At 34.3% G+C, this 13222-nt stretch carries 11 protein-coding genes; 1 reads left to right on the plus strand and 10 read right to left on the minus strand.

The annotated features are described in order from the left end of the window. Positions 1-85: 85 nt before the first annotated feature. From G4D82_RS04880 to G4D82_RS04905, 6 genes are all read right to left on the minus strand, one after another. Complete coding sequence (locus tag G4D82_RS04880) at positions 86-823, minus strand: hypothetical protein (protein WP_166335127.1); 738 nt, start codon at positions 821-823, stop codon at positions 86-88. A gap of 63 nt (positions 824-886) precedes the next feature. Continuing rightward, a complete protein-coding gene (locus G4D82_RS04885; RefSeq protein WP_166335129.1) occupies positions 887-1135 on the minus strand; it encodes a hypothetical protein in 249 nt (82 codons plus the stop codon). 50 nt (positions 1136-1185) lie between these two features. Next, on the minus strand, positions 1186-2160 hold the full coding sequence (locus tag G4D82_RS04890; protein ID WP_166335131.1) for a DUF3871 family protein: 975 nt from the start codon (positions 2158-2160) through the stop codon (positions 1186-1188). A gap of 3 nt (positions 2161-2163) precedes the next feature. After that, positions 2164-3033, minus strand: a complete 870-nt coding sequence (locus G4D82_RS04895) for an AAA family ATPase (RefSeq protein ID WP_166335133.1) — start codon at positions 3031-3033, stop codon at positions 2164-2166. A 78-nt stretch (positions 3034-3111) separates the two neighbouring features. Then, entirely contained in the window at positions 3112-3456 is a 345-nt protein-coding gene (locus G4D82_RS04900) for a hypothetical protein (protein ID WP_166335135.1), read from the minus strand. A 180-nt stretch (positions 3457-3636) separates the two neighbouring features. Next, entirely contained in the window at positions 3637-4233 is a 597-nt protein-coding gene (locus G4D82_RS04905) for a hypothetical protein (RefSeq protein WP_166335137.1), read from the minus strand. A 105-nt stretch (positions 4234-4338) separates the two neighbouring features. Here G4D82_RS04905 and G4D82_RS04910 point away from each other — a divergent pair, with 105 nt between their 5' ends. Next, entirely contained in the window at positions 4339-4575 is a 237-nt protein-coding gene (locus tag G4D82_RS04910) for a helix-turn-helix domain-containing protein (protein WP_166335140.1), read from the plus strand. Position 4576: 1 nt separating this feature from the next. Here the strand turns inward: G4D82_RS04910 and G4D82_RS04915 are convergent, their stop codons facing one another. From G4D82_RS04915 to G4D82_RS04930, 4 genes are all read right to left on the minus strand, one after another. Next, the gene (locus tag G4D82_RS04915) at positions 4577-5017 is read right to left on the minus strand and encodes a JAB domain-containing protein (protein ID WP_166335142.1); all 441 of its coding nucleotides are present in this window, start codon (positions 5015-5017) and stop codon (positions 4577-4579) included. 626 nt (positions 5018-5643) lie between these two features. Next, positions 5644-6444: a toxin-antitoxin system YwqK family antitoxin gene (locus tag G4D82_RS04920; RefSeq protein ID WP_166335144.1), complete on the minus strand. Its 801-nt coding sequence runs from the start codon at positions 6442-6444 to the stop codon at positions 5644-5646. Beyond that, on the minus strand, positions 6422-9952 hold the full coding sequence (locus G4D82_RS04925; protein ID WP_166335147.1) for a DUF6443 domain-containing protein: 3531 nt from the start codon (positions 9950-9952) through the stop codon (positions 6422-6424). Before G4D82_RS04925 ends, G4D82_RS04920 begins: the two co-directional genes overlap by 23 nt. A gap of 8 nt (positions 9953-9960) precedes the next feature. Continuing rightward, positions 9961-13221, minus strand: coding sequence for a hypothetical protein (locus G4D82_RS04930; protein WP_166335149.1), 3261 nt, complete (start codon positions 13219-13221; stop codon positions 9961-9963). Between the last annotated feature and the right edge of the window lies 1 nt (position 13222).

A 13222-nucleotide genomic window follows, 5' to 3' on the forward strand; every position in this document is an offset into this window, starting at 1 on the left:
CATTGTCCTTATTTTGATTTGATGCAAGATTATGGAAAAATGAAAACAAAAGTTGGGGAAACTATTTTATCCCCATGATGGCAGATCAGATTTCTAAATTGAAAAAGGCATCTTCCTGAAAAATGGCTTTAAGTCTAGCCATAGCCGTATCGGTAGTTTTGTTGAAATTCTTGTAATCGTTGATATGTTTCCCGGCGTTGTTTATTTGAACATATTGTCCTTGTGAATTCGTAACTAAGAACGTCTTTTCAAGCAAGTGTCCAAATCTTGAATCGTGATCAGGGTTTATGATTTTTCTTTTTGAAAGTAAAAGCATCAGCAGAAGCAATTCGGTTTGAGAAAGATTTGTCTTTATTTTATCACTTTCAATATGATTCGGTTTTAGATACGTCTGATGAATATAATCGAGAACTAGTGAAGCTTGTTCTGTAATCATGATTTTTATTTCTTCAGACAAATAATGTAGTAGGGGAATGATCGTCACAAAATCACTTATTTTCTTGTAACAGACACTGATATATTTTTCCTTTTCATCTGTTTTATAAAGGAAATCCGTCTCAAGTTTATGGGTGAAAATTTTGATATAGTTACCTGCTAAAATATTGATTCTTTCAACTAAAAAATCCTTTTGAAAGTAAATTGTTTGGTAATCTTCTCGATTATCGTCGTCTATGGTTCTGAAAACTATCGGAAAATCTTCATTTAAAATCGATACTAAATTTTCAGAAAACATGTTTTTTGCGTCCTGTAGAATAAATTTATTTTGAAGATTTAAGTAATTAGATTCACTTGAAAAATCCGAGAAGGACACCTCTATTTCCATCGTTAAAAAGTTGGCGGTTAAACATCTGCAAATTTAACAAAATAGGATTTAGAGATAATGAAATCAGAGTACGAAATCAAAATAGTAATAGTAATATGCATCATTTTTTATAATGAATACAGTTCTCAACTCAGCTGTGACTTTTACTTCGTTAACTACTACTGTCAGCCCTTTTTTGAGTATGCCGATGTTTACCAGCACCAGAACCCTAAAAGGGCATTTTAGTAGTTTCAACTGATTATCCCAAGTTACTACATAGAGTTCTTGGGGAGAACTGTGTTTAAGCTGTTCTGCAAGCTCTTTGTCACTCATGAGTTTTGATGATTTGATGGGTTTTAAAAAGCTATGCGTTAGCCATGTAATTAAATGAGAAACCAGTTCTGATTTTTGTTTTGCAAGCTATTTGATATGTAATTTACAAACTCGTATGCGTTTACATTACGTTCTAAATTACTGTCGATGTAGCTACTTTTGTTCGCTTCTGTTAACAAATTGTAGAAGTTCCAGAGATTAATAGTGTTATCTGCGTCTCTGGAGAAGTTAGGACAATTGTAGTAATCGCGCACAACGGAGTTGATTTGCCCATCGTTCAAGGAAAATGCAATATGTCGCTTTTGTTCTTCACGGTCCAAGTACTGATACATTCTAAGTTTACCAATAAGATGTGCAAACTCTTCTTCATTCAAACTGAATTTGGACATTCTCTCCATCATACCCAAATGCTGAAGTTTGTCATAGTTACTGAATAACGCGATCATTTTGTGTTCGAGTTCTTCGACGGATGTGATCCGCACCTCGTTCGAAAATCCATCAGTAGATATACACAGATTCGTACAAACTTTGTTTTGAAAGCCGATGAAAATTTTAAATTTTTCTACTGTTTTCTTGCTGTAGAGATTTTCCAAATTGTAAGCTCTCACGCCGCCTACGGTTAACGTTAAGGTGTTGCCGTTTACTACTTCCTTCGTTTGTATTCCAATTATGAATGCGCAGCGCTCATAATACAAGGTTTTTTCATGCTCCTGCAAATCTTTTGCTGGTTTACCGATAGCCTCTGGAATTCTACCTTTGATAGAATGACTTACCCTTATCTCGGGTTCATTTATAGCGAGTTCTCTGAAGAAGCCCTTTGCAACTGAAAATGCTTTTTCAATAAATTGAAAATGCGAAATCGTTGTCTCATTGTCTTTGGAAAACACAGGAATTGTGCATTCTTTTCTAAGATGCTCCAAAGTAACAGGTGTGGTATTCGCTTCTATAAAACAGCTTTTAGGTGTCGTGATTATATCTTTCGAATCTACGATGCCTGTGTTTTTGTTATTTACTACTAATTCCATTATCTATAGTTTTTCGGATTCAACAACAGATTCGTCAGAAATGAGATTCACACTAATTCCTTCCAGTTCACCTTTCCTAGTTAGTAGTAAAGGATGAATTTGGTCTTGCATAGAGGGGTATTTTTTGTAAAGATGGCGTAGTCCTTCAATGGTTTCACAAGCAACTATTTCTTGTTTGATGCTTTCGATTGAAATGCCTTGATTACACCATTTGATAAGTTTCTTACCTGTGGCAGAATTAATAACAAATTCGGGTTTGTCCATGAATAAGCCGGTTCTGTCTTTGGATGCTTTAGCAAGGTGCTTGTCATTTATCAGTTCAAAGTTTGCCGTTAATTCGTATTCAAATCCTTCACGAGTGATTTCTTTTGTACCATGTTTTACAACTTTACTCTTCCCATTCATCTCTGAGTCCATAGAGTAATCAATTTTTCTACGGACTGTTGTTATGACGTGACATTTTGAATTTAATATTCTATCAATGAACGATTGGTGCCTTGGAGAAACACGTGCCCAATCTTGAAATTTACCGCCCAATTGTTCGTGAATCTCTAGACAACCGCCCTTACCATTCCATTCGTGAGTTATACTGTCAATAATTATTACTTCAACATCTGCTTTTTCGCAAGTTTCAATGGCTTGGTTGTAACGCTCAGGAGTAAATGGTTCTCCCAAGGGCAAGACATTAAAATCTCCGAGGTGAGAATATAAGCTAGCACTATTGTTCTCTGTATCGATGATAGCAATTTTTGTCCAGTCATTTGTAATGCCAAATGCTAGCAATAATGCTGAATAGGTTTTCCCAAACCCGCTGGCACCACTGAGGCCAAGTTTTAGTTTTACCTGATGCCGTTCTGCTTTTTGTAATTTCATAATTTAAGTTTAAGAGGTGATTGATGCCCATAAAAAAAGGACTCCAGAAGGAATCCTTTAATTATGAGTTTGATTTTTCTAGGCTACGAAGTCCTTGTTTACAACATTATTCTCCAGAATCTCTGCTTCTTCGGTAACAAATTCGTACCGATGGCTCAGTTGAATGACGTCATCAGAATCTTTTGGCGTGTATTCATAGGTTTCACATTCGACCTTTTTGATTTTACCCTCAAGTGTAGATCCTATAAGGCTTTCACAGGTAATTTGGTTGAATGTTGTTGGAATTGTGGCAGTTCTAGCTGTCAAGTAATTTCTTCCTGTCTCTTGACTTTTTACTACTTCAACTCCTCCTTGGACAACTAGTCCAAAGAAATTTTCTCCGTTCTCTCGTTCGAAGGTTTTAAAATCTACAATTGTAACCATGGTTTTTAAAATTTTTAGATTAGACAATCGGCGAGCCCATAGCCCCAAACAAAAATGAATCTGGATGTATGCCAAGGGTATCTCCAATTTTTAATAAGTGCGGGGTGGGGTTGTGGGTTTATCCCAGACATTCGGGAATGAAAACAATTTTAAAAAAAATTTTTCACCAAAATTTTTTGATCAATGCTGGAAATACTTATTCTTATAAAACTGCTGAACCCAAATTGAAAAAGGATTTGATAGATGGCCCTGCACAGTGTATATTATAAAACACTGTTTTGTTTCTAAAACAAGAATATCGAATGATCTTTCAGCCGATGTTCTAATTTTTAAGTCATTTTTTTTCAAGATAGCATTTAAATAGTCTTTTAGCGTCTTACTCCCATGGTTCGGTTGTCCAAGGGGATATTGATAAACACTGTAAGCATATGGAATTTCATTTGAATAATTTAAACTGTATCCAACTTGTTCTACTGAATCTGTTACTTCGATCAACGTACATAAATCGGAATTGTAGTAATTAAAATCATAATTTCCTATTTTTCGATTTGGCTTTTCTGAATTTACAATTTTATTCGCTTCTCGTAAAAAAAAGTCATTATATAAATACTGTGTAGTGCTAAATTGAAAAATGGATGAATCTTTCTTTTGAGTCAACTTAGTCATATAGTTTTCGGCAGAAATTTCATCAACTGAAAAACTTGCAAAAATTAGATATGCTGAGATGGATAAGATAACTGTAATAAGAGCTAATGATATTTTGTGTTTAAGTTTCATGTGTTTTGGATTTTATTGGATTTTCAAATATAATTAAAATCGGTTACAAACAATCTGGTTGAATACAATCACAACGATACAATCTATTGCTTGTAATTTTCCCTAATGGAGAGTAGAAGAAGAAAAAATGAGATGCCTGAAGTTGTAATTCGTTTAGGGGAAAGCATCAGAACAATAATTGAAGAGAAGAATTTAAAGCAAAGGAATGTTGCTTATGATGCGGGAATGGACGTTGAGAATCTTAGAAAGTACATCAAGGGAACTCAGGAAATGAAAGTCAGCACATTATTAAGAATTGCGGAAGCTTTGAAAGTTCCCGTTAATGAACTGCTTTCATTCTAAGTTAAATAATCCCCTCATCTGAAAAACTATAATACCCACTCTTAGTTATTATCAAATGATCCAACAATTTGATATCTAAAAAATCAGAAGCATTTTTTATTTTCCTAGTAATAGCTTTATCGTTTTCACTGGGTTTTAAATTTCCTGATGGATGATTATGCGCTAAGATTATCCCTACGGCATTGCACTTTAAAGCTACAGAAAATATCAGCCTTACATCTACAACTGTTCCGGTGATTCCACCTTTAGAGAGCGGGTAAATTCCTAGAACTTCGTTTGAGTTGTTCAGATAAAGGACTTTAAATTCTTCATATAATTCCATAGTTGATTTATTCCAAGAATTCATTAATAATTCACTAGCATCGAGTGAAGATTTTATTTTTTCTTTTCGAGATGTTCGGGCGTTGTATGATACTTTTATTTCAGATATTTTATTATTCATAAGATTCTTTTGTATTTCGGCAGAAAAAACGAACGATATAAGTCGTCCGTAAATGCCAATAAATTTAAAACATTGAACTAGTATTACCTTTTGGTCATAAGGGGATAGAGTTTTACATGAATTATTTCAACATTGTCTATTACCTGCTGAAGGAAACAAAAACTAAATTTACAAAGCAAAATTATAACAGAAGAAATGGTAGCTCATCTGCTACAATGAACGTAAATGAAATGTTCTTTGAGGCGCAGTTTCAAGCTGTCTTTAACTCTGTTGAGGTTTTAGACCAAGATATACCACAAACTCTTCCACTAGTGGAGTTAGAATAACAGACAATTCTGAAACCCTACCCTACACAAAAGGCGAATTCGCAGCAGAGTTGAAAGCAATAGATGACGAACCATGTCAAAAATAAATCTACCCTAATTAGGTAATTCCCAAAAAAAACCAAAATCGATGATGAGGTTGAACAATGCGGTTAAGGTTATAAAAAGGTTGAGACACTCGAAGGCTTAATATTATTACTTCAGGGTTTGATATGAATTGAAGAAATGTATCCAAAGAGAGGAATGACGGCTGAGATTTTGAACAGATGAAAGAAGTTTTTACGGCGCTATACTAAACTTATTCTAGTGTACCTCTATGTCGAAAGATATAGTATCATTAATTACAGTCTTTTCTATGTCGGAAAACTTATACTGAACAACAGCTCTAATAGTATTTATCCCCTTTTTATTTACGACTTCTTTCACAGTAATAATAGATGGAGGATTATTTGTGAGGATTCTTTTGATATATAAATTGCTACAGCCTATTCGTTCAATCTTAAAATTCCTCTTAGAATTCGGTAAATTTGCTAATAAATACTGATACTTTAGTGTGTCTCCCACTTTTAAATATTGGTCAATATTAATTTTAAATTTTTCCTTACGAGCAATCTTAAATTGATAAATCTCAATTAGTGGCAAGCCTTCATAACTTTTTACATTTCCTGCCTCATCATATCGTATTATAAAGACGGGCTTTTCAAACTCATCATAGAGAACATACCGTTCAATTTTACCATTAGAATAATTCCAAATACTCTCTGCGTTTGATTTTTTATTTAGTCTGTAATGAATTGCTTTTATATTTCCATTATTAAAATAATAAACCCATTTTCCAAAAGGTTTGTTATTAACAAATTGACCTTCTACGATTTTATTCCCTTTTTTATCATAACTCACTGATGTTCCGTGAACAATTGTATCATTATCTTTAATAATATATTGCATAACATAAGTCTCATTGGAACTTCTATCATATCGTTTGATAGTATGTATAGTTTCATCTTTTCTCTGAATGAAATAACATACTGCCAGTAGTAACAACACTATTGAAAATACTCCCAAAATTATTTTGGATTTCTTATTTTGTATTGACTCTTTCATCTGTCTGGGGTACACGCTCTGTTTTTATTAATTTGCTCTTTTCGTATATTTTTATATCGATAGAATCGGGTTGGTTTGGTTCATTACTTTTTGAACCAAGCTGTCCAGCCGCTTCTTTCATTGCCGAAGCCCCGTTGTCAATAGCATCAACAGCATCGCCAACTTTATCTTCAGTTGTAGGTTTCCCTCCATTTGTTCCTTTGCCTTTTGCAGGGCTTTCACCGAATTTAATACCTAAAAATGTCGTAAAGGCCTCCCATGCCCCGCCAAAATCAAATACTTTAGTATCTCTACCGCCACTCTCTAACGAACTTGGGTCTTGACTATTTCCTCCATCTGCAAATCCAATATTACCACTCCCTGAATTGACATGTCCTTGACTGGCGGTCGTGACAGTTGTGCCCGTTGCAGAATTGACTACTATTCTTGTATTAAAACCGTACTGTTTTCCATTCATAGCAGTTGCAGTGCCATTAGAATTAAGGCGTAAAGCTTGTCCGGTTCCAGCCACAACATTAGTATATTTGCCAATGTTTTGATAACCTTTTATTACACCACTACCATTCACCCATCTAATATTTCCAGTTGCTAAATTTTTATACCAATCTGTTGGTCCCATTCCATCTGGGTCAATGAAACGTAAGGGGTTGTCAAAACAGTAATTATATGGCGACCATCTTCTCATTTGTTCTGCTAGCGGGTCAATATTCATCCATCTACCAATTGCTGGGTCATAATTCCTCGCTCCGTAATCGTACCAGTTAAGTTCGAGCTCGTCTTGATACTCTTTTCCATTATACTTATAGTTATACGTTGTTTTCATGTAAGGAGGGGCGGGTTTTATCGCAATTTCTTGATTTTCTTTTTCGAACGTATTTATTTTAGTGTTATATGCTTTGTGTTTCAAACCAAAAGGGTAATAATGATTTTCCTCTAGGATTTTTACAGTTAAAGATTTTGGATCAAAACCATAACTCATTCTTATGTTACCCAGGTGATCTAGGTAATTATATACATAATTATACCAACCTTCACGCGCGGAAACGTCAGTAGAATTGTCGCTTAAAACGAAATTTACGTAGCCTTCAGATGTGGAAAAGAACTGTAACAAATCATTTAAATATTGAAATCCTGAAAGATAGTCTGTTTTGCTAACTACAGAATTTTCTAATACTTCTTTTTTTAGTTTTTCACCAATGGCATCATAAAGATAGTTTATTTTACCACCCGCCGAAAACTCTATTTGAGTAGGTAAGTTTAAATGGTTATAAGTTATTTTACTTATACCTTTATTAGTATCCTCAATCATATTGCCAAAATCATCGTAGCGATAGTCATCAGAATGATCTATACCGGAACTGTCATCGTCAAATCCAAGAGGACTGTTCGTTGTATCAACTGTTCTTGTCAAACGATTTGTTTTGTTCTCGAGGTCGTACCAATAAGACAAATTATCAATCATATAAGTATCTACCTCTGAATCTAATGCCCCATATCTAGTGAGTTTTGTAATGTTTCCATTCGGATCATAAGTTATGCTCTCGTTATAATTCCCAATTCCCCCGGTGTCTGATTTTTTATAAACTGCGTTGCTAAGTCTATTGAGTTTGTCGTACTGATAACCATATTGTCGTTTTATATTATCGGAAGAACTCCGCCAAAATGTTTCAGAAATGTTCCCATTAAATAAAGGACTAATATTTGCAATATTGGTTGTTGGTTGGTCGTAGTTAATCTTAAACGCGAATAAATCAACAGGGCTGTTTAAAGCCACTAAATTATCGATGTTGTTAATGTCAGTAAGCCATCCACGAATATTATAATTATAATTTACTTGTTGTAATGGCAATCCAGTGTTGTCGTTGCCAACATCTTTTTTGACAAGCCTACCGAGTTGATCATACTGGTTATGGCATAGAACTTCTACTTCACGATTATTAATCTGATGGGTATGTTGAATAAGTCGCTCTTGATCTGAATAACTAAAGTTTTCTTTGATTTGAATCTCTTGGCTATCGGATTGCTGTTTATGCCGAGTTAAAGTTTCAATTGGTTTACTCATGAAATCAAGTTTTGAGTCTTTAACTAGATATCCTCCCAAATAGTTTTTTTTGTGCGTTCTAATTATTCTTGCTTTAGTGTCGTATATATTGTAAGTGGTCTCTCCGCTAGAGTCGAAACCGTTATCCATTAATACTCTATTCCACGAACCAGTTAATAATCCATGACAATTACCTAATTGACTCTGTCCATAAATCACATCGTTTAATTCTGCTGTATCTGGTGCTTGTGGAAAGACATAATCATCATAGTAATTTGCTGTAAGCAATATTAACTCCGTAACAAACACGTTATTAGTATAAAAACAAGGGGCATTTCCTATATTATTTTCATTTTGTTTTGTCTCAGATAGAGGTCCGGAAGCATTATTGCAAGTTTCCTGAAGCGCTATTCTATCTGAATCGGAAACATTTCTCTCATACCAGCCAGTATATACAACCCTGTTAAAAACATCATATTTAGTTATTAGCCAACCTTTCGCGCTACCTCCATAAGGGTTTAGAACAGGACCAGTAGCTACCTGACGATTTAACTTATCATATACAATATACTCCCATTGTTTTCCAGGTAACTTTTTTTCAACCTGCCTATTTCTGGAATCATATCTATATTGGTAACACAATTCATCAAGCGCTACAGCATCATTTGTGATTTCTGTGACAGCTACTTTGGGTGGTATGACATAAGTTAAGTTCCCATAAATATCATAAACGAAGTAAGTGTCAAAGACGTTATCACCGTCAAATGTACGTTTAAGCAATAGGTTCCCTTTTTTATCTTTATACTCTTCGACGGTGTTGTCTTGCCCACTTTCCCAATTTTCATTTTTAGTAATGGTTTTAAATAAAGAGCGATCAGGGTATTGTTCTTCTGGCCCCAAAGCAAGTGTAATATTGTACATTTGCATTGAGGAGTTCCATTCTGTTATGGCTTTAAACCACCTTACATTGTCGTTAAAGTTGGTTTGATATTCAAATTTAATTGTATGGTCGTTGTCGTCAGTATCATTTCCTATCCATGAAGTACCCGGCTCCGATTGTTTTAAAATTCTGTTTAGCTGTGACTTTTCGTAGAATTTTTTTGTGTAAGGATTTTGTCCCTGATATCCTTGATAACTAAGTACATTTTGAAGAGCTTGAGTATCATATTCCATCGTACTACTGTTGCTTGCATATGGTAAATATTCTAAAGCTGGTCTGCCATTTTCATATTCAATATGGGTAATAATATCGTTTCCATTATCAGCATGTCTGCCTTCAATTTTTTGAATGGGTCTTCCCATACCATCAAAATAGGTTAGCTTTATTGCTGCGTCCTCAACAGAAGGGTTTATAATAGTGTTAGTTGTTGGAGTTCGATATATTATAGTTTTTATCCAGTTTTGATTTGGACTTTGAGCCACCAAATTAAAGCTAATAAGCAACACGAAGTAGAAGTGATTTTTCATGACGAGCTCTAGTCTTCAGGATTATAAATTGGTCTATAGTTATAGTGATATTCTTCTAGAATCTCTCCTTGCTTATTTCTGATGATTTTTAGCCTTAATAAATCATCATATTCATAATATTGTGTAAGACGATCATAACCAGTAAATGAAGTGGGGCCAGTCAAAGGGTCGTATGTTATTGTTTTAATCATTGCTAGCGGAAACAAATCTCTTAGCGAATTTAACCCTACCCTTAAGGCATTTTCATGTTGTCCGTTTATTCCATGGTCTTTATCTGCGTCCGATAAGGTAGTTAAATTTTCAACTATATTAATTGGGATTTCTGAATAGTTAACGTTTTCGATTATTGCAATAGGTTTATTCTGGTTATACCCCCAAATAACAGAAACAGGAATTCCATCGTTTTTTTTGTACTCAAGAACATTTCCTCTATTATCGAAAGTTGTATAAATAAATTCGCTTTCGAAGTTGTTGTCTCCTTTTCTAAAAAACGATTCCTTTGGCACTAACAATTCAGTCGGATTGTCATAGGCGTAAACTAGTTTTTTCTCATCTAATATCAATGAGTTTTCCGGTTCTTGCATATTACCTTCAATTTCTTGATTTGTTTCTTGTAAAATTGGAAGTAAGTTTTTGTTAATCATTAAATCGCTATCAGGGGTGCCTAGGTCAAAAGGATAATTAAAAGTTTTCAATAACCCAGTTTGCCCTGAATTTGATTTGTATTCTTTTTTTTTGTAGATACTCCCGTTATTTGGGATAGTCCCGCCAATTGTAGGATATTGAACATAATCGTTGGCCTTAATGGTTGAAATTAAACCATTTGTTGTATACAGGGACTCCTTTTCTTCAATCAGATAATTGTCAGTATATGATCTTTGATATGCTGATGTGAAGGGAAGGAACCAAAAAGTATCTCCCATACCTCCGCATCCAACACATGGAATATTATAGCTAAAATTTATATTAACGGCATTTACAAAAAGCGAGTTATTAGCGAAGTATCTATACTCTTTCTTTTGTATTATTGAGCCGTCTTCGTTATAAACGTTTTTTTCGGTAAGTTTACCACGTGCATAACTCTGGTCTATTTTAGGAGTGAATATGTTTCCAGTACTATGCAAAAGCACTGGATTAATATCTGGATAGTCTTCATACCCGGAAAACTTATAGTGAGAAAATCCCTTTCCACTAATCTTTTCTATTACATCTGTATATTCTACCTGAGCTCCCATAAAGTTTGACATAGAAACCATCGAATTTAACGATCTACAATACATATTTGAACCATTTAATATATTCTGTAAAGGGTGGCTAATTGATTCTAGATTTTTAAAATAAATAGGGTTGTAAATCAAATTCCCGCTAGAGGAATTGTCATCAATAGCTTTCTGATATAAGTACTCTTTTGTTTCAGTTGAATTATCGAAAGAGTCTACTATTTTTTTAATTCTCAAGCCACCGATTGTTCCGGAAGAATTTATAAGTTGATTGTTTTCGTTTAGTTTTTTAGAATAAACATGAGGTTCAAATTCAAATTGTGTATATCCGCCAGTAGGATATGTTATTTTTGATAAAGTTCCTATCAGTATGTTAGAATTGGTCTGTCTCATCAGGGGTAATTCATTTGTCCAATAGTTAACATCATTGAAGTTCACTGTAAATTTGAAAGGCAGATTATTATAGTATCCCAACGCATCTGTTTGCATCTCAAGAAAGCTTGGCAGAAAGTAGCCATTATAGTCAAATTTGTATTTCTTTGTCCCATTAAAGTTCAATCCACTAAGAAAAAGCCTTATTCCAGAGGTATCTATATAGTCAAAGTTTACTTGAATTTCATTATCTGAATTGTCACTGATTACAATATCTGTGAGCTTTTTGTTTTTTATTAAATCCCATAATGGAGTAGAAGTCGGTATATTATTATCTGTAACTAAGTCCGGATTCTTAAATAAAAAATATAGGTCTACATTATTTGAAGTATAAGTTCCATAATAGGTTTCTGTTCTATTATCGATTAGCGAATTTCCGCCTCTGGTGTATTTTAACGCATTTTCAACTAAAGTTGAATTAAATTCTATTTCTGCACCAGATATACACTTAATTTTCTTAAGATAGCAGGGCAAAATCAATTGTCCTGGGGCACTAAAACCAAATTTATGCCAGTCAATAATACTTGGATTAAAAGTTGATATTGCGGTATTTGATACTGATGGACTGTCGTCATTATAATACATGTTCACATTATAAGAAACACTAAATTTTCCTTGCCATGGTCCTTTTTCGTATTCGAATTCATAAATTTTGTTTTTATAAACATCTACAACTTCCGTAAGATAAAATGCACTTGAAATACATCTACTGTCTTTGTTATAAGGCGGCCTTTGAACAGTAATGTTATTAAAAGTTAGCTCAACCTGACTAAAAAGATATCTTGTTCCGTTATCGTCTACAAGTGTTATTTTTTGGATTACTTTAGGATACCTAATCATAAACGGATTTGTCGAAAGCCCATCAGGGCCTGACGCTGGAACTGAGGGGACAGGATAAGAAATATCATTATTCAAATCGCACTCCACTTTGAAGTTTGAATTTGAAAAAACTTTCCACTTGCCGTCTTGTCCGAGAAAAAAATGGCCTGAATGCCCCATAAAATTGAAGGTAAATAAATCAGGTTCTAAATCCATCCTCCAATTCTGTTCCCGCCATACCTGCATATAATTCTGAGATGTAAAATTCAAGTACGAATTGAAAGCTAAATCATTCAAATAAGCAGGAGTATTCCATTCGGAGGTGTTTAGCTTATTTGCATGATAAAAATATCCTCTCTGAAATATTCCAGGATACCAATTACCTCCTCCTATTGAAGTAGGCCATTCTACCAAGTATGGCGTAATCTGTTGATTTATGTCTTTATTATGGAAGAAGTTTAGTTCGTCGAACGCTGTTCCTCTGACCGATCTAGTTATTAAACCACCCGCATTCAAGGCCCAGTTTTGTCCGACCCAGCCCGGCACATCTTCCACCCTCACACCTCTTGGATTGTATTCTAAATTTATATCTAATTCAATTCCTCTTTCATTAAATTTATAAATGGGGACTTTTATCTCGGGAGTTCCATTATATAAGCTTACAGGCGTGTCTCCAAATGAACCAAGCGTTGCGGCATTAGGCGAATGGTAATTCACCATCGGTGATAAATCTGTTTTGAATTGTCCATATAGTGAGACATTAAATAATAGAAAAAGAATTGCTGCTTTGCTTTTCATT

The sequence above is a fragment of the Flavobacterium lotistagni genome, from assembly GCF_011392125.1.
In the GTDB taxonomy this organism is placed as follows: Bacteria; Bacteroidota; Bacteroidia; order Flavobacteriales; family Flavobacteriaceae; genus Flavobacterium; species Flavobacterium lotistagni.